This is a genomic window from Bacillus sp. Medicinal_06, from assembly GCF_056711665.1.
Genome location: NZ_JBWYHD010000007.1, coordinates 94,303 through 113,119, shown reverse-complemented (window position 1 = coordinate 113,119; position 18,817 = coordinate 94,303). Strand labels below are relative to the sequence as shown.

Here is an 18,817-nt window from a genome sequence, read left to right as displayed (position 1 = left end):
GAATGAAATGAATAGAGCTCTGAGAGTTGTAATCCCTCACCTGATCTGAGGTGGGGGGTTTTACTGCGTATGAGAGTAAAATAAAGAGGTGCGAATAGATGAAACAAAGTATGGTATTTAGTCCTACATTACGTGAAGTGCCAGCAGATGCTGAGATTAAAAGTCATCAATTGCTACTTCGTGCAGGATTTATGCGTCAAAATGCTTCTGGAATTTATAGTTTTTTACCACTTGGTCTAAAAGTATTGCATAAAGTGGAGCGTATCGTTCGAGAAGAAATGGAACGAGCAGGAGCTGTAGAATTATTAATGCCAGCATTACAAGCTGCTGAATTATGGCAAGAATCAGGTCGTTGGTACTCTTACGGTTCTGAGTTAATGCGTATGAAAGATCGTAATGATCGTGAGTTTGCGCTAGGAGCAACGCATGAAGAAGTTATTACAGACCTTGTACGTGATGAGATTAAATCTTATAAAAAGCTGCCGTTAACATTATATCAAATCCAAACAAAATTCCGTGACGAGCAAAGACCACGTTTTGGTTTATTACGCGGAAGAGAGTTTTTAATGAAAGATGCATATTCTTTCCATGCAACACAAGAAAGTTTAGATGAAGTTTATAGCCGTTTATATCAAGCATATTCTAATATTTTTGCTCGTTGTGGTTTGAATTTCCGTGCGGTTATTGCCGATTCTGGAGCAATGGGTGGTAAAGATACACATGAATTTATGGCATTATCTGATGTAGGGGAAGATACAATTGCGTATTCTGATACGTCTGATTATGCAGCGAATATTGAAATGGCTCCTGTTGTTGCTTCTTATACAAAGAGCGATGAAATAGAAAAAGAACTTGAAAAAGTAGCAACACCAGATCAAAAGGCAATTGAAGAAGTATCTACATTTTTAAACATTGAAGCATCACATTGTATTAAATCTATGATCTTTAAAGTAGATGAGAAGTTTGTTGTTGTACTTGTTCGTGGAGACCACGAAGTAAATGATGTAAAAGTGAAGAACGTATATGGTGCTTCAGTTGTTGAACTTGCTTCACATGAAGAGGTAAGAAGTCTATTAAATTGTGAAGTAGGTTCTTTAGGTCCAATTGGTGTAACAGGTGATGTTGAAGTTATTGCTGATCACGCTGTAGCAGCGGTTGTAAATGGTTGCTGTGGTGCAAATGAAGAAGGGTTCCATTATGTAAATGTAAATCCAGAGCGCGACTTTAAAGTAAGTCAATATACAGATTTACGTTTCATCCAAGAAGGAGATCAATCTCCAGATGGAAATGGGACAATTCGTTTTGCGCGTGGAATTGAAGTTGGACATATATTTAAATTAGGTACACGTTATAGCGAGGCAATGAATGCTACATTCTTAGATGAGAATGGAAAAACGAAGCCGCTTATCATGGGATGCTACGGCATTGGGGTATCTCGTACAGTTGCGGCAATTGCTGAACAGTTTAATGATGAAAGTGGTTTGGTTTGGCCAAAAGCTGTAGCTCCATTCCATGTACATGTGATTCCAGTAAATATGAAGTCTGATGCACAGCGAGAAGTGGGCGAAACGATCTACAGTTCATTACAAGAACAAGGATATGAAGTACTGTTAGATGATCGTGCAGAGCGTGCAGGTGTTAAATTTGCTGATGCAGACTTATTCGGTCTTCCAGTTCGAGTAACAGTTGGTAAAAAGGCTGATGAAGGAATCGTTGAAGTAAAAGTACGTGCTACAAATGAATCTGCAGAAGTGAAAGTTGAAGAACTTAGCACATATATCAATAATATTTTAAAATAAGAAGAGGTACCTCGTTATGAGGTACCTTCTCTTTCTTTGGAGAATAATCTTTGTAAGTGAAGAAGGGAGAAATCTTTCTTTGCTGGAAGTTTCATTTTATAATAGCAAATGGAAGGAGGTTGCTTATGTCGTTAACAAATGAACAACAAGAGCGATTTCAAATTTTGCTCCAGCAGTTGCAAATGCCTGAAGACCTTATAAATCAATATTTACAAGGTGGTGGCATACAAAGACTAGTTGTCGATAAAGCAAATAAAAGTTGGCATTTTGATTTGCAGGTGCCACGTATTTTGCCAACAGAATTATACGAATTGCTAGAAACGCAGATAAAGCAGTCATTTTCACATATTGCAAAAACGTCATTTGCACTAGAAACAGAGAATAAACAATTTACAGAGGAAGAGGTTAGGGCATATTGGCCTCTTTGCACAGATCGAATCACATTCTCTCCGATGTTTGCCTATTTAAAAACACAGCTTCCACGTGTGAACGGAGTGAGGTTGTTACTGGATGTGAATAATGAGCTAGAATCTACTGCGTTAAAGAAAAATCTTGTGAAGCCAGTAGGAGATCAATATGAGATCTTTGGATTCCCACGTTTTCAGCTTGACACAAATATAAAACAAAATGATGAGGAAGTTCAAAAGTTTCGTGAGCAAACGCAACAAGAGGATCGTCAGCGTGTTATACAAGCTATGGAAGAGATGGCGAAAAAACAGGCTGAAGAAAGCGATATTGTACATGAAGGACCAGTTGTACTTGGGTATCTTATTAAGCCTGATGAAGAAATCACTCCGATGCGTGAGATCCAAGACGAAGAAAGACGAAAAACCGTTCAAGGTTATGTCTTCCATGTGGAAACGAAAGAACTTCGTAGTGGACGTACGTTATTAACTTTAAAAATAACTGACTATACGGATTCCATTATGATTAAAATGTTCTCACGTGATAAAGAGGATCTTCCGCTTCTACAATCATTGAAAAAAGGAATGTGGGTAAAAGCGCGAGGTTCTGTTCAAAATGATACGTTTGTCCGTGATTTAGTCATGATTGCGAATGATATAAACGAAATAACAGGACCTTCTCGTAAAGATAAAGCACCTGAAGGGGAAAAACGAGTAGAGCTACATTTGCATACACCAATGAGTCAAATGGATGCTGTTACCGGAGTATCTAAGCTTGTTGCACAAGCTGGGAAATGGGGACATGAAGCGATTGCGGTTACAGACCATGCTGTTGCGCAGTCTTTCCCCGAAGCATATTCTGCTGGTAAAAAAGCTGGTATAAAAGTGATTTATGGTGTGGAAGCCAACTTAGTTAACGACGGTGTTCCAATTGCTTATAATGAGTCACATCGATTACTGGCAGACGAAATATATGTTGTTTTTGACGTTGAGACGACAGGGTTATCTGCTGTATATGATACGGTCATTGAGTTAGCCGCTGTAAAAGTGAAGGGCGGAGAAATTATTGATCGCTTTGAATCTTTTGCCAATCCGCATCAACCGCTATCAGCTACAATTATTGAATTAACTGGTATTACAGACGATATGTTAACTGATGCACCGGAAGTAGGAGAAGTATTTAAAAAGTTTGAAGCATGGATGGGTGATCATACACTTGTTGCCCATAACGCAAGCTTTGATATGGGATTCTTAAATGTAGGCTTTAAGAAATGTGGCTTAGATAAGCCGAAGAACCCAGTTATTGATACATTGGAATTAGCTAGATTCTTATTCCCAGAGATGAAGAACCACCGCTTAAATACGATGTGTAAAAAGCTCGACATTGAATTAACACAGCATCACCGTGCAATTTATGATACAGAAGCAACGGGATATTTACTAGTTAAGATGCTAAAGGATGTAATTGAAAAAGGTTTTGAATATCATGATCAATTAAATGAAAGTATGGGGCAAGGAGATGCATATAAACGCGGGAGACCGAGCCATGTAACTTTACTTGCAACATCCGATGAAGGCTTGAAAAACTTATACAAACTTGTTTCATATTCACATATCAATTATTTTTACCGCGTACCACGAATACCACGATCATTATTAAAAAAATATCGTGAAGGTTTATTAGTAGGTACTGCTTGTGATAAAGGTGAAGTATTTGAAGCGATGATGCAAAAGGCTCCTGAAGAGGTAGAAGAGATTGCGCAATTTTATGATTACATTGAGGTAATGCCTCCAGAAGTGTTACGTCATTTAGTAGAGCTTGAGTTAGTTCGAGATGAAGGACAATTAAAAACGATCATTTCCAACTTAGTAAAATTAGGGGAAACATTAGATAAACCAGTTGTTGCGACAGGGAATGTACATTATCTAGATCCAGAAGATGCAATGTATCGTAAAATCTTAGTAAGTTCGCAAGGTGGGGCAAATCCATTAAATCGTCATTCATTACCACCTGTATATTTCCGCACAACAGATGAAATGTTAGATTGCTTCTCATTCCTAGGAGAAGAGAAAGCAAAAGAAATTGTTGTGACAAATACACAAAAGATTGCATCATTGATTGGTGACGTTCATCCAGTAAAAGATGACCTATACACACCGAAAATTGAAGGTGCAGACGATGAAACACGTGATATGAGTTATAAAATGGCACGTAGCATCTATGGTGAAGAACTACCAGAAATTGTAGAAGCCCGTTTGGAAAAAGAATTAAAAAGTATTATTGGACATGGATTTGCCGTTATCTATTTAATTTCACATAAGCTCGTGAAAAAATCACTTGTAGACGGTTATCTTGTAGGTTCACGTGGATCGGTAGGATCATCATTTGTTGCGACGATGATGGAAATTACCGAAGTAAACCCATTACCACCACATTATGTATGTCCGAAGTGTAAGCAATCAGAATTCTTTAATGATGGTTCTGTAGGTTCTGGTTTTGACTTACCAGATAAAGATTGTCCGGCATGTAATGTTCCATATGTAAAAGATGGACATGATATTCCGTTTGAAACGTTCCTTGGTTTTAAAGGAGATAAGGTACCCGACATTGATTTGAACTTCTCCGGAGAATACCAACCACGAGCACATAACTATACGAAAGTACTGTTCGGTGAGGACTATGTATATCGTGCTGGAACAATTGGTACAGTTGCAGAGAAAACGGCTTACGGTTATGTAAAAGGTTATGCCAATGATCATAATTTAACGATTCGAAACGCTGAGATTGATCGTCTTGTTTCAGGTTGTACAGGTGTAAAACGTACCACGGGGCAGCATCCAGGTGGTATTATCGTTGTGCCAGACTACATGGATATTTTTGATTTTTCACCAATTCAGTTCCCTGCCGATTCAGTAGGGGCGGAGTGGAGAACAACGCACTTTGATTTCCATTCGATTCATGACAATTTGTTGAAACTAGATATACTGGGACACGATGATCCGACCGTTATTCGTATGTTGCAAGATTTAAGTGGTGTGGATCCGAAAACAATCCCGACCGATGATCCAGAAGTAATGAAAATCTTCTCTGGTCCAGAGTCTTTAGGTGTAACAGAAGAACAAATTAATTGTAAAACAGGTACACTTGGTATTCCTGAGTTTGGTACGAAGTTCGTAAGACAGATGTTAGAAGAGACGAAGCCAACGACATTCTCAGAACTAGTCCAAATTTCTGGACTATCCCATGGTACAGACGTATGGCTTGGTAATGCGAATGAACTGATTTATAACGGTACATGTACACTGAGCGAAGTTATCGGTTGTCGTGATGATATTATGGTCTATCTAATTTATCAAGGATTAGATCCATCGTTAGCGTTTAAAATTATGGAATCCGTGCGTAAAGGTAAAGGTGTACCAGAAGAGTGGGAAGAGGAAATGCGCAATAACAATGTACCTGGTTGGTATATTGATTCTTGTAAAAAGATTAAGTACATGTTCCCTAAGGCCCATGCGGCTGCTTATGTACTTATGGCTGTACGTATCGCTTATTTCAAAGTGCATTTTGCACTCCTGTTCTACGCAGCATACTTTACAGTACGTGCCGATGACTTTGATGTAGAGGCGATGGCAAAAGGTTCGGCATCAATCAGGGCGCGGATTGATGAGATTGCACAAAAAGGGTTAGATGCAGCACCGAAAGAAAAAAGTTTACTAACTGTATTAGAAATGACACTTGAAATGTGTGAACGTGGTTATTCATTCCAAAAGGTTGATTTATATCGTTCACACGCGACTGACTTTATTATTGATGGAGAGACGTTAATTCCTCCGTTTAATGCAATACCTGGTCTTGGTACGAACGCTGCCATAAGTATCGTTGAAGCACGTGAAAATGGTGAATTCTTATCAAAAGAAGATTTGCAACAACGTAGTAAGATTTCCAAAACAATTATTGAATATTTAGATAGCCAAGGTTGTTTAGGAGATTTGCCAGACAAAAACCAATTGTCACTGTTCTAGCAGGCAGGAAAAGTCTTTGCAAATCAGTATTTGCTATGTTATACTATTAACCGAGATAACCATGTCATGTATATTTTATGAAAAAAAAGAGTGGGGAAACCCACTCTTTCGTGTTACTATCTATGTTTTACCTATGTATGTAGGTGAGATATTTCTGTCGTATATACATATTTTGTTACAAGTTTTACTTCTTAAATTTGGTAATACTAAGACAGATATTCCCTGCTTAACGGCAGGGGCTTTTGTTAGCTAACGAGAAAGAATAAGATAGACCGTCTGTATGAGCGGATTCTTTTTCTTTCAAATGGTACATGGCGGCAGGAAGGAGGCTGTTTATGGATAAGAAAGTCACAGAAGTTGTTGAAGCATTTGCGCAGCCGATTGTTGAAGAGTTAAATCTTGAACTTGTAGATGTAGAATATGTGAAAGAAGGAAAAGACTGGTTCCTACGCGTATTCATCGATTCTGAGACAGGAGTAGACATTGAAGAATGCGGTGCGGTAAGTGAACGTTTAAGCGAAGCTTTAGATAAAGAGGACCCAATTCCTCATCTTTACTTTTTGGATGTATCATCTCCTGGAGCAGAACGCCCATTAAAGAAAGAAAAAGACTTCCAGCAAGCGGTAGGAAGACAAGTGGCAGTTAAAACATATGAGCCGATTGATGGTGAAAAGATGTTTGAAGGCAAGCTACTGTCCTATGATGGTACAACAATTACACTATTATTAACAATTAAAACACGTAAAAAAGAAATCCAAATTCCAATGGATAAAGTTGCGAATGCGCGACTTGCTGTTACGTTTTAGTAAGAAGGGGGATCTTCATGAGCACTGAGTTGTTAGATGCTTTGCTCGTATTAGAATCAGAAAAAGGTATTAGCAAAGATATTATTATTGATGCAATTGAGGCAGCTTTAATCTCTGCTTATAAACGCAATTTTAACCAAGCACAAAACGTACGTGTTAGCTTTAACCCAGAAGTGGGGACAATTCAAGTTTTAGCACGTAAAGACGTTGTAGATAATGTGTTTGATCCACGTCTTGAAATTTCTGTAGAAGAAGCAAGACACATCAATCCGAACTATCAAGATGGTGATGTATTAGAGATTGAAGTAACACCAAAAGATTTCGGACGTATTGCAGCGCAAACTGCAAAACAAGTTGTGACACAACGTGTACGTGAGGCAGAACGCGGTGTCATTTATTCAGAATTTAGTGACCGCGAAGAAGACATCATGGTTGGTATTGTACAACGTCAAGATGCTCGTTTTATTTATGTAAGCTTAGGAAAAGTAGAAGCTTTACTACCAGTAAGTGAGCAAATGCCGAATGAACAATATAAACCACATGATCGAATTCGTGTGTTCATTACAAAAGTAGAAAAAACAACAAAAGGACCACAAATTTACGTATCACGTACACATCCAGGTCTTTTAAAACGTTTATTCGAAATTGAAGTGCCGGAAATTTATGATGGAACTGTAGAAATTCGTTCTGTAGCACGTGAAGCAGGCGACCGTTCTAAAATTTCTGTATATGCAGAGAATATCGATGTTGATCCAGTAGGTTCTTGCGTAGGTCCAAAAGGGCAACGTGTACAACGCATTGTTGATGAACTAAAAGGTGAAAAAATTGATATTGTTCGCTGGTCAAACGATCCAGTTGAATATGTAGCAAATGCGTTAAGTCCGTCACAAGTTGTAAAAGTACTTGTGAATGAAGAGGAAAAAGCAACAACTGTTGTTGTTCCAGATCATCAGCTTTCATTAGCAATTGGAAAACGCGGGCAAAATGCACGTCTTGCAGCCAAATTAACTGGCTGGAAAATTGATATTAAAAGCGAGTCTGATGCGAAGCAACTTGGCATTGTAACAGAAGAAGACAACATGATCGCATTCGATTCAGTTGAAGACGAAATCGAATAGAGGTGATGATTGTGAGCAATCGAAAAGTTCCGTTACGAAAATGTATTGCAACACAAGAAATGAAATCAAAACGCGAGCTCGTTCGCATTGTTCGTTCCAAAGAGGGCGAAGTGTCCATTGATTTAACTGGAAAGAAATCAGGACGTGGTGCATACTTGTCAAAAGATAAAGAGTGCATTATCCAAGCGCAGAAGAAAAACATTTTGGAACATCATCTAAAAGCGAAAGTCGACAGTTCCCTTTATGAAGAACTTCTCGAGCTTGTTGAGAAGGAGTCGAAATAAGTGTCCGATTGGAAATCGTTTTTAGGACTAGCAAACCGTGCTCGAAAAATAATTTCGGGTGAAGAACTCGTTTTAAAAGAAGTACGAAGTGGCAAAGCAAAGCTTGTATTGCTTTCTGAAGATGCGTCAGTGAACACTACAAAGCGCATCATAGATAAAACCACGTACTACAACATACCAATGAGAAAAGTCGAAAATCGACAACAATTAGGGCATGCGATTGGGAGAGACGAGCGAGTCGTTGTAGCTGTGTTAGATGAGGGCTTTGCGAAAAAGCTGCGTAGCATGCTCGATACAACTTACCGGGGGTGAAGGTATGAGTAAAATTCGAGTGTATGAATATGCAAAGAAACACAATATCTCAAGTAAAGATATTATTACAAAACTAAAAGAAATGAATATCGAGGTTTCGAATCATATGACAATGTTAGACGATGAAGTAGTAAACAAATTAGATAATCAATACAATACTGGAGCAGAAAAGCCTTCTGTTGCAGATGAGTTTGAGGTAGAAGAAAAAGTTGTTCGTAGTAAAAAGAACAGTAATAAGAAGAAGAAAAAAGGCAAAGGAAATGAAGACAAACGTCAAGAAAACTTTGCTGGAAGACAGCAAACACAAACGGTAGAAACACCGGATAAAATCACTTTCTCTGGTACACTTACAGTAGGTGATCTTGCAAAGAAACTAAGCAAAGAGCCATCTGAAATTATTAAAAAGCTCTTTATGCTAGGCATTATGGCAACAATTAACCAAGATTTAGATAAAGATACAATTGAGTTAATCGCTGCTGATTATGGCATTGAAGTAGAAGAAGAAGTAATCGTAAGTGAAACAGAGTTTGAAACATTTATCGACGAGCAAGACGCTGAAGAAAACTTAAAAGAACGTCCTGCTGTAGTTACAATTATGGGACACGTTGACCACGGTAAAACAACGTTGCTTGACTCGATCCGTCATTCAAAAGTAACTGCTGGTGAAGCTGGTGGAATTACGCAGCATATTGGTGCATACCAAGTTGAAGTAAATGACAAGAAAATTACGTTCTTAGATACACCGGGTCACGCAGCGTTTACAACGATGCGCGCACGTGGTGCACAAGTAACGGATATTACAATTCTTGTTGTTGCAGCGGATGACGGTGTTATGCCACAAACAGTTGAAGCAATTAACCATGCAAAAGCAGCTGGAGTACCAATTATTGTAGCTGTGAATAAAATGGATAAACCAGCTGCAAATCCAGACCGTGTAATGCAAGAATTAACAGAATACGAATTAGTTCCAGAAGCTTGGGGCGGAGATACAATTTTTGTACCAATTTCTGCAATTCAAGGTGAAGGAATTGACAACTTACTAGAAATGATTCTACTTGTAAGTGAAGTAGAAGAATATAAAGCAAATCCAAACCGCTATGCAACTGGTACTGTAATTGAAGCACAGCTTGATAAAGGAAAAGGAACAATTGCAACATTACTTGTTCAAAATGGTACACTTCGAGTTGGAGATCCAATTGTAGTTGGAACAACATTTGGACGTGTTCGTGCAATGGTAAATGACATTGGACGTCGCGTGAAAGTTGCTGGTCCATCTACCCCTGTTGAAATTACAGGTTTAAATGAAGTGCCACAAGCGGGCGATCGTTTCATGGCATTTGCTGATGAAAAGAAAGCACGCCAAATTGGTGAATCACGTGCACAACAAGCATTGCTTGCGCAGCGTGGTGAGAAATCTAAATTAAGCCTTGAAGATTTATTCCAACAAATCCAAGAAGGCGATGTAAAAGAGATTAACCTAATTGTAAAAGCAGACGTACAAGGTTCTGTGGAAGCAATGGCAGCATCACTTCGTAAAATTGATGTTGAAGGTGTAAAAGTAAAAATTATCCACACAGGCGTAGGTGCGATTACAGAGTCTGATATTATTTTAGCGTCTGCATCTAATGCGATTGTAATCGGATTTAACGTACGTCCTGATGTGAATGCGAAACGTACAGCTGAGTTAGAAAATGTTGATATTCGTCTGCATCGTATTATTTACAAAGTAATCGAAGAGATTGAAGCAGCAATGCAAGGTATGCTTGATCCTGAATTCGAAGAAAAAGTAATTGGTCAAGCGGAAGTTCGTCAAACATTTAAAGTAACAAAAGTTGGAACAATTGCAGGATGTTACGTAACAGACGGTAAAATCACGCGTGACAGCGGTGTTCGTATTATCCGTGATGGTGTAGTAATTTACGAAGGACAACTTGATACGCTAAAACGTTTCAAAGACGACGTAAAAGAAGTTGCGCAAAACTACGAGTGTGGTATTACAATTGAGAAATACAACGATCTTAAAGAAGGAGACATCATTGAAGCATACATTATGGAAGAAGTGAAGCGATGATTATCGCTTCACTCTCATTCGAGTGTATGATTTATGATGTGCATTCTTTAAAAGAGAAACGAGCAATTTTACAGCGTGTGCTAACTCGTGTGAAACAGCGTTACAATGTAGCTGTTTCTGAAGTAGGACACCAAGATGTATGGCAACGCACAGAAATTGCGATTGTTTCCGTATCCTCAAATCGTGTTGTCTGTGAAAAAGAAATGAATCGTGTACTTGAGTATATCGATTCATTTCCTGAAATTGAACGTACGATAACACAATTGGAATGGTATTGAATGAGGTGAGTGGTTATGAAATTACGTGCAAACCGTGTGGGCGAGCAGATGAAAAAAGAATTAGGCGATATTATTAGTCGTAAAATTAAAGACCCACGTATTGGATTTGTTACAGTAACAGATGTACAAGTGAGTGGAGATTTACAAATTGCCAAAGTATATATTTCTGTTTTAGGAGACGAAGAACAGAAAGAAAATACATTAAAAGGCTTAGCGAAGGCAAAAGGCTTTATTCGTTCAGAAATCGGCCAACGTATTCGTCTTCGTAAAACACCGGAGATTTCTTTTGAATTTGATGAATCTATCGGATATGGTCATCGAATTGATACACTTTTACATGAAATTAATAAAGACGGTAAACGTGAAGAATAATGGATAGACATTTGTCTATCCATTTTTTCAATGGAAAGTAAGTATTGCATACAAGTGAGTGTTCAAAAGGAAGGATAAAGAGAGTGGAGCATTTCGAGGTGAAGAGACCAGAAGGAGACAGCGTATAACTGAGACTTACATGAGGACTGGTGACGAAATGAAGAAATGCGATTGCAATTTGTACCGGATTTCTTGAACATCCTCTACAAAAGTATAACGATGAGGTGAACATATGGAAGGTGTATTACTATTACATAAACCAAAAGGAATGACATCACACGATTGTGTATTTAAGTTAAGAAAGATATTGCGTGAAAAGAGAATTGGCCATACAGGAACATTAGATCCAGATGTGACAGGCGTATTACCGATTTGTGTAGGGCGTGCAACGAAAATTGCGCAATTTTTAACAAGTGAAACGAAAACATATGAAGGTGAAGTTACACTAGGATTTTCGACAACGACTGAAGATGCTTCTGGTGAGGTAGTAGAAAAACAAGATGTAAATCGCGTTATTACACGTGCGGAAGTGGAAGTTGTACTAGCAGAATTAACAGGTACAATCGAGCAAGTACCTCCCATGTATTCAGCTGTAAAAGTAAATGGAAAGAAACTGTATGAATATGCAAGAGCCGGACAAGAAGTAGAACGTCCAGTTCGTACGATAACAATTCATGAATTTGTGTTACTTGATGATCGTGAAGTATTTGAAGGGAAAAACATTTCATTCCGCTTCCGTGTTACATGTAGCAAAGGGACATATGTCAGAACATTAGCGGTTATGATTGGTGAAAAATTAGGATTTCCAGCACATATGTCACATCTTGTGCGAACAGCTTCAGGAGAATTTTTGCTAGAAGATTGCATATCATTTGAAGAAATTGAAGAAAACATGCAAAATGGAACAGTAGAGTCTATTTTTATCTCAATTGATGAGGCGTTAAGTAAATTTCCAAAAATGGTTGTAGATGAAAAACAAGCAGAAAAAATAAAAAATGGGATGTTTTTAAAGAACGAATTACAAGTGACAGCGCCATTTATTACAGTGTTTGATAAAAACGAACGTTGTCTAGCAATTTATGAACATCATCCAAAACACTCTGGTATGTTAAAGCCAATGAAAGTACTTGTGAATAATCAGGAACTAAAGCTATAATGGATTATTGGAAGGATTATTACAGAAAAAGGTGAATTCAAGCGTGAAACTTATTCATTTAACTCATCCACATAAACAAAATAAAATAGAATTACCACCTACTGTAATGGCATTAGGATTTTTTGATGGCATTCATTTAGGACATCAACGTGTGATTCGAACAGCAAAAAAAATAGCGGATGAAAGAGGATGTAAAAGTGCTGTTATAACATTTCATCCACATCCATCTGTTGTATTAGGAAAAAAGGAAGCGCATGTGGAGTATATTACACCACTATCCGTTAAAGAAAAAGTAATTGCAGATTTAGGGATTGATATGTTATATGTGGTGAAATTCGATGAATCATTTGCTGGATTACTGCCACAACAGTTTGTAGATGAATATATTATTGGTCTAAATGTAAAGCATGTAGTAGCAGGTTTTGATTATTCATATGGACGTTTAGGAAAAGGGACGATGGAGACTTTACCATTTCATGCAAGAGGGGAGTTTACACAAACCGTGATTGAAAAAGTTGAATTCCAAGAAGAAAAAGTAAGTTCCACAGTATTACGAAAACTAATCCGAAATGGAGAAATGGAACAGATTCCATCTATTTTAGGTAGAGCTTATACAGTAGAAGGAACGGTTGTTCACGGGGATAAACGTGGACGTCAAATCGGCTTTCCGACAGCTAATGTAGGTTTAAGTGAGGAATATCTTCTGCCACCTGTTGGTGTGTATGCAGTAAGGTTAAAAGTCCATGATGAGTGGCATGATGGCGTATGTAATATTGGTTATAAACCAACTTTTAAAGAAGATGAGCGTAAACTGTCTATTGAAGTACATTTATTTCATTTCAATGAGGACATATATGATCAGGTTGTTACCGTGGAGTGGCATATGCGCATTCGAGAAGAGAAGAAATTTAATGGCATAGACGAACTAGTTGCTCAAATTGCAAAAGATAAAAAAACAGCACAAGAATATTTTAGCACAGCAAAGAATATGCTTGCTTTTTCCAATGAAAAGTAGTATTCTATGTTATGTACTTTATGACAACCATTGCTTGGCATTGCGACTCACCGACGCTTGCTAGGTAATTGGGGGTTTAATTATTAGGAGGTGAAATAGGATGGCTTTAACACAAGAGCGTAAAAATGAAATCATTGCACAATTTAGAACTCATGAGACTGATACTGGTTCTCCAGAGGTTCAAATTGCTGTCCTAACAGAGCAAATTAACACTCTAAACGAGCACTTACGTACTCACAAGAAAGATCATCATTCACGTCGTGGTCTATTAAAGATGGTTGGTAAACGTCGTAATTTACTTACTTACCTTCGTAATAGCGATATCACACGCTACCGTGAATTAATCACAAAGCTTGGCTTACGTCGATAGTCAAAGAAGCGGGAATATTCCCGCTTTTTTGTTAGGTAAAAATATATCTTCTACTCTTAATAGCTTACTTAAATTTCGGTAATACTAGAGGAAGAATATTGTGATATATCATCCATTTACATAGAAGAATTGAATATTTTAAATTGAGAGGGGTACTTAAATGAGTCAAGAAAAGCAAGTCTTCTCGATAGATTTAGCTGGTCGCCAGCTAACAATTGAAACAGGCCAACTTGCAAAACAAGCAAACGGCGCGGTACTAGTAAGATATGGCGACACAGCAGTTCTATCTACAGCAACTGCATCAAAAGAGCCAAAAAATGTAGATTTCTTCCCGCTTACAGTAAACTATGAAGAGCGTTTATATGCAGTCGGAAAAATCCCAGGCGGTTTTATTAAACGTGAAGGCCGTCCAAGTGAAAAAGCAATTTTAGCGAGTCGCTTAATTGACCGACCAATTCGTCCACTTTTCGCAGATGGTTTCCGTAATGAAGTGCAAGTTGTCAGCATCGTTATGAGTGTTGACCAAGATTGTTCTTCTGAGATGGCGGCTATGCTGGGGTCTTCATTAGCGTTATCGATTTCAGATGTTCCATTTGAAGGTCCAATTGCTGGTGCGACAGTTGGTCGTATCGACGGCGAATTTATTATTAATCCAACAGTAGAACAACAGGAACAAAGTGATATTCACCTTGTTGTAGCTGGGACAAAAGATGCAATTAACATGGTAGAGGCAGGTGCAGACCAAGTACCTGAAGAAACAATGTTAGAAGCAATTATGTTCGGTCATGAAGAAATTAAACGTCTAATTGCTTTCCAAGAAGAGATTGTACAAGCTGTCGGAAAAGAAAAGACAGAAGTAAAGCTTTATGAAGTCGATGCTGATCTTGAAAGAGCTATTCGTGAAATGGCAGAGAAAGATATGCATGCAGCAATTCAAGTACATGAAAAGCATGCACGTGAAGAAGCAATTAATGAAGTAAAGCAACGTGTCATTGCACATTATGAAGAGCAAGAAGTTGAAGCTGAAGTATTAGGACAAGTACATGAGATTTTATATAAAATTGTAAAAGAAGAAGTACGTCGTCTTATTACAGTTGAAAAAATCCGCCCAGACGGACGTAAAAGTGACGAAATCCGTCCTTTAGCATCAGAGGTAGGTATTTTATCTCGTACGCACGGTTCTGGTTTATTCACTCGTGGACAAACACAAGCGTTAAGTATTTGTACATTAGGTGCATTAGGTGATGTGCAAATTTTAGATGGTCTTGGTGTAGAGGAATCAAAACGTTTTATGCACCATTACAATTTCCCATCTTTTAGTGTTGGTGAAACAAGACCAATGCGTGGACCAGGTCGTCGTGAAATCGGTCACGGTGCATTAGGTGAACGTGCTCTTGAACCTGTTATTCCATCTGAGCAAGACTTCCCGTATACAGTTCGTCTTGTATCTGAAGTTTTAGAATCAAATGGTTCTACTTCACAAGCAAGTATTTGTGGTAGTACTTTAGCCATGATGGATGCTGGTGTACCATTAAAAGCACCGGTTGCTGGTATTGCTATGGGACTAGTGAAATCTGGTGAGCACTACACAATTTTAACGGATATCCAAGGTATGGAAGATCACTTAGGTGATATGGACTTTAAAGTAGCAGGTACGGCGAATGGTGTAACTGCATTGCAAATGGATATTAAAATCGATGGGTTATCTCGTGAAATTTTAGAAGAAGCATTGCAACAAGCTAAGATTGGTCGTATGCATATTCTAGATCACATGTTAACTGCTATCGCTGAGCCTCGCAAAGAGCTATCTGCATATGCTCCGAAAATCATTACAATGACAATCAATCCGGATAAAATCCGTGATGTTATTGGGCCAAGTGGTAAACAAATTAACAAAATTATTGAAGAAACTGGCGTGAAAATTGATATTGAGCAAGATGGTACAGTCTTTATTTCATCCGTTGATCAAGAAATGAATGAAAAGGCGAAGAAAATTATCGAAGATATCGTTCGCGAAGTACAAGTAGGCGAAATCTACTTAGGAAAAGTAAAACGTATCGAGAAATTCGGTGCTTTCGTTGGATTATTTAGTGGTAAAGATGGTCTTGTTCATATTTCTGAGCTTGCGCTTGAGCGTGTAGGTAAAGTAGAAGACGTTGTAAAAATTGGCGACGAGATTTCAGTAAAAGTTATCGAGATTGACAAACAAGGTCGTGTAAACTTATCTAGAAAAGTATTGCTAAAAGAAGAGCAAGAAAAAGAAGCGGCAAAAGAAGAAGCTTCAAAACAAGAAAATACACAAGAACAAAAATAAGTAAAAAAGCCAGGTTTCCTGGCTTTTTTTGTTAAACAAAATATATTTGATGCATCGATTTTTATTGATAAAAAGGTATAGTTTTCATGATAACGCTCAAATTAACAAGGATAATAGGAAAAAGGATTTTTCTTATTTGTATAGTTAATGGGAGGGTTTATATGAGAACTCGTATAGTTATATTCATATCCGTATTCTTTCTTTGTATAAGTTTATGCTCATATTCAGCGCTAGCAAATGATAATCTTTATGAGGAAATTCAGAAACATGCCAAACAATATTCAATTGCACCGCAAAATGCAATAATTGATAAGATTTGGAAGGCTACGCCAGGATATAATGGTAAAGAGGTTGATATTGAAGCGTCATATAATAACATGAAGAAAATAGGGAAATTTGATGAGAAGCAATTTGTATATCGGGAAGTTTCACCAAACACGCATTTAGAAGATTTATCGCCTTCTCCTATTTATCGGGGGCATCCACATAAAAAAATGGTAGGATTAACGATAAATGTGGCATGGGGAAATGAGTATCTTCCGCGTATATTAGAAACGTTGAAAAAGCATGATGTAAAGGCAACCTTTTTTTTAGAAGGACGCTGGGTAAAAGAAAATTTAAGATTCGCAAAAATGATTGTAGATGCAAAGCAAGAAGTAGGAAATCATTCTTATACACATCCGGATATGAAAACGCTGTCTAAAAGTCAAATACTAGAGCAATTACAAAAGACAAATCAAATTATTGAGGCAGCTACAAATCAAAAAGTACGATGGTTTGCACCACCAAGTGGAAGTTTCCGTGATGAAGTTGTAGAAGTGGCGGATGGATTAAAGATGGGGACTATTATGTGGACAGTAGATACAATCGATTGGAAACGCCCGGAGCCTGAAGTGATTCTCCAGCGTGTGATGGGGAAAGTACACCCAGGTGCAATTGTATTGATGCATCCGACATCTCCAACAGCTGAGGCGCTAGATACGATGATTTCACAGTTAAAAAAACAAGGGTATAAAGTAGGGAATATTACAGAATTACTAGATGAAAAACGTATTGATTAAATACATTTGCATGACATTCATGTGCAAACTTGTTATCATTAAATAATAGCAATTATTTAGAGAAACTGGCATTAGGAGGAAAGTTTTTGATTAAAAAATATACTTGTAAAAATGGTGTAAGAATTGTTATGGAGAATATACCAACTGTTCGTTCTGTTGCAATTGGTATATGGATTCATGCAGGTTCAAGAAATGAAAATGAAAAAAATAATGGCGTTTCACACTTTTTAGAACACATGTTTTTTAAGGGAACAGAGACACGTAGTGCAAGAGAAATTGCAGAGTCATTTGATAGCATTGGTGGTCAAGTGAATGCATTTACCTCAAAAGAATACACGTGCTATTATGCAAAGGTACTTGATGAACATGCAAAATATGCGCTTGATGTGTTAGCTGATATGTTCTTTAACTCCACATTTGATGAGGAAGAATTGAAAAAAGAGAAGAACGTTGTATTTGAAGAAATTAAAATGTACGAGGACACACCAGATGATATCGTACATGACATGTTAACAAAAGCGACCTATGAAACGCATCCACTGGGATACCCAATTTTAGGTACAGAAGAAACGCTTGAAACATTTACAGGGGATACACTACGTCAATATATAAAAGATCATTATACACCTGAAAATGTTGTCGTTTCGATTGCTGGAAATATTGATGAAGCATTTGTGCAAACAGTGGAACAATATTTTGGTAACTACGAGGGAACAACAAATCGTGAACAAGTACATAGCCCGATTTTTCATTTTAATAAAGTGGCTCGCAAAAAGGAAACAGAACAAGCTCATTTATGTTTAGGATTCCAAGGTTTGCAAATGGGTCATGATGATATTTATAACTTAATTGTATTAAATAATATATTAGGTGGTAGTATGAGTAGCCGTTTGTTCCAAGAAGTGCGTGAACAACGTGGTTTAGCATACTCAGTGTTCTCTTATCATTCTTCTTATGAAGATACAGGAATGCTAACACTTTATGGTGGTACAGGAAGCCAACAATTGGATACTCTATATGATACAATGCAAGAAACTCTAGAGACGTTAAAAAATACAGGTATTACAGAGAAGGAACTTGTGAATAGTAAAGAGCAGCTTAAAGGAAATCTGATGTTAAGTTTAGAAAGTACGAATAGTCGTATGAGCCGTAATGGTAAAAATGAATTGCTTCTAAGAAAGCATCGTTCACTTGATGAAATCATTGAGAGTGTGAACAATGTTACGAAAACAGATGTGGATCAATTGATTCGCAACATGTTTACAAATGAGTTTTCTGCTGCGCTAATTAGTCCGAATGGAGAGCTTCCAAAAGGAATGAAATAAGGAGAAAAAACCGTATCTCTTACGAGGAGATGCGGTTTTTTGTGTACAAAGCTTTTGTAATTATAAAACTTTTGAATGGGGGGGAGTGGAGCGCATTTTTTGGTATTTT

General features: G+C 37.7%; 15 protein-coding genes. All 15 read left to right on the top strand.

Annotated elements, in window-relative coordinates; genetic code table 11:
* Positions 1 to 98 precede the first annotated feature (98 nt).
* On the top strand, positions 99 to 1,799 hold the full coding sequence (locus AC1M36_RS18040; protein ID WP_479846086.1) for a proline--tRNA ligase: 1,701 nt from the start codon (positions 99 to 101) through the stop codon (positions 1,797 to 1,799).
* A gap of 125 nt (positions 1,800 to 1,924) precedes the next feature.
* Complete coding sequence (locus AC1M36_RS18035; protein ID WP_336451995.1) at positions 1,925 to 6,226, top strand: PolC-type DNA polymerase III; 4,302 nt, start codon at positions 1,925 to 1,927, stop codon at positions 6,224 to 6,226.
* A 335-nt stretch (positions 6,227 to 6,561) separates the two neighbouring features.
* On the top strand, positions 6,562 to 7,032 hold the full coding sequence (gene rimP / locus AC1M36_RS18030) for a ribosome maturation factor RimP (protein ID WP_336451994.1): 471 nt from the start codon (positions 6,562 to 6,564) through the stop codon (positions 7,030 to 7,032).
* Positions 7,033 to 7,049: 17 nt separating this feature from the next.
* Positions 7,050 to 8,150, top strand: a complete 1,101-nt coding sequence (nusA, locus tag AC1M36_RS18025; protein ID WP_017151264.1) for a transcription termination factor NusA — start codon at positions 7,050 to 7,052, stop codon at positions 8,148 to 8,150.
* An 11-nt stretch (positions 8,151 to 8,161) separates the two neighbouring features.
* On the top strand, positions 8,162 to 8,434 hold the full coding sequence (rnpM, locus tag AC1M36_RS18020) for an RNase P modulator RnpM (RefSeq protein ID WP_017151265.1): 273 nt from the start codon (positions 8,162 to 8,164) through the stop codon (positions 8,432 to 8,434).
* A complete protein-coding gene (locus tag AC1M36_RS18015) occupies positions 8,435 to 8,746 on the top strand; it encodes a YlxQ family RNA-binding protein (RefSeq protein ID WP_336451993.1) in 312 nt (103 codons plus the stop codon).
* A gap of 4 nt (positions 8,747 to 8,750) precedes the next feature.
* Positions 8,751 to 10,817, top strand: coding sequence for a translation initiation factor IF-2 (infB, locus tag AC1M36_RS18010; protein ID WP_336451992.1), 2,067 nt, complete (start codon positions 8,751 to 8,753; stop codon positions 10,815 to 10,817).
* Positions 10,814 to 11,095, top strand: a complete 282-nt coding sequence (locus tag AC1M36_RS18005) for a DUF503 domain-containing protein (protein WP_017151268.1) — start codon at positions 10,814 to 10,816, stop codon at positions 11,093 to 11,095. The genes infB and AC1M36_RS18005 overlap by 4 nt, the downstream gene beginning before the upstream one ends.
* Positions 11,096 to 11,110: 15 nt before the next feature.
* Positions 11,111 to 11,467: a 30S ribosome-binding factor RbfA gene (rbfA, locus tag AC1M36_RS18000; protein WP_002173084.1), complete on the top strand. Its 357-nt coding sequence runs from the start codon at positions 11,111 to 11,113 to the stop codon at positions 11,465 to 11,467.
* A gap of 232 nt (positions 11,468 to 11,699) precedes the next feature.
* Positions 11,700 to 12,623, top strand: a complete 924-nt coding sequence (truB, locus tag AC1M36_RS17995; protein ID WP_336451991.1) for a tRNA pseudouridine(55) synthase TruB — start codon at positions 11,700 to 11,702, stop codon at positions 12,621 to 12,623.
* A gap of 43 nt (positions 12,624 to 12,666) precedes the next feature.
* Entirely contained in the window at positions 12,667 to 13,638 is a 972-nt protein-coding gene (ribF, locus tag AC1M36_RS17990) for a bifunctional riboflavin kinase/FAD synthetase (protein WP_336451990.1), read from the top strand.
* Positions 13,639 to 13,738: 100 nt separating this feature from the next.
* Entirely contained in the window at positions 13,739 to 14,008 is a 270-nt protein-coding gene (gene rpsO, locus AC1M36_RS17985) for a 30S ribosomal protein S15 (protein WP_001229392.1), read from the top strand.
* A gap of 160 nt (positions 14,009 to 14,168) precedes the next feature.
* Positions 14,169 to 16,322: a polyribonucleotide nucleotidyltransferase gene (pnp, locus tag AC1M36_RS17980; RefSeq protein ID WP_336451989.1), complete on the top strand. Its 2,154-nt coding sequence runs from the start codon at positions 14,169 to 14,171 to the stop codon at positions 16,320 to 16,322.
* A gap of 161 nt (positions 16,323 to 16,483) precedes the next feature.
* Entirely contained in the window at positions 16,484 to 17,383 is a 900-nt protein-coding gene (locus AC1M36_RS17975) for a polysaccharide deacetylase family protein (RefSeq protein ID WP_336451988.1), read from the top strand.
* Positions 17,384 to 17,469: 86 nt separating this feature from the next.
* On the top strand, positions 17,470 to 18,708 hold the full coding sequence (locus AC1M36_RS17970; protein ID WP_336451987.1) for a M16 family metallopeptidase: 1,239 nt from the start codon (positions 17,470 to 17,472) through the stop codon (positions 18,706 to 18,708).
* The last annotated feature ends 109 nt before the right edge of the window (positions 18,709 to 18,817 follow it).

Excerpts from the sequence above, each read along its gene's own strand:
- AC1M36_RS18035 (WP_336451995.1), top strand. The coding sequence starts at position 1,925 with ATGTCGTTAACAAATGAACAACAAGAGCGATTTCAAATTTTGCTCCAG.
- rbfA (WP_002173084.1), top strand. The coding sequence starts at position 11,111 with ATGAAATTACGTGCAAACCGTGTGGGCGAGCAGATGAAAAAAGAATTA.
- AC1M36_RS18040 (WP_479846086.1), top strand. The coding sequence starts at position 99 with ATGAAACAAAGTATGGTATTTAGTCCTACATTACGTGAAGTGCCAGCA.
- rimP (WP_336451994.1), top strand. The coding sequence starts at position 6,562 with ATGGATAAGAAAGTCACAGAAGTTGTTGAAGCATTTGCGCAGCCGATT.
- AC1M36_RS18005 (WP_017151268.1), top strand. The coding sequence starts at position 10,814 with ATGATTATCGCTTCACTCTCATTCGAGTGTATGATTTATGATGTGCAT.
- truB (WP_336451991.1), top strand. The coding sequence starts at position 11,700 with ATGGAAGGTGTATTACTATTACATAAACCAAAAGGAATGACATCACAC.
- nusA (WP_017151264.1), top strand. The coding sequence starts at position 7,050 with ATGAGCACTGAGTTGTTAGATGCTTTGCTCGTATTAGAATCAGAAAAA.
- infB (WP_336451992.1), top strand. The coding sequence starts at position 8,751 with ATGAGTAAAATTCGAGTGTATGAATATGCAAAGAAACACAATATCTCA.
- pnp (WP_336451989.1), top strand. The coding sequence starts at position 14,169 with ATGAGTCAAGAAAAGCAAGTCTTCTCGATAGATTTAGCTGGTCGCCAG.
- AC1M36_RS17975 (WP_336451988.1), top strand. The coding sequence starts at position 16,484 with ATGAGAACTCGTATAGTTATATTCATATCCGTATTCTTTCTTTGTATA.
- rpsO (WP_001229392.1), top strand. The coding sequence starts at position 13,739 with ATGGCTTTAACACAAGAGCGTAAAAATGAAATCATTGCACAATTTAGA.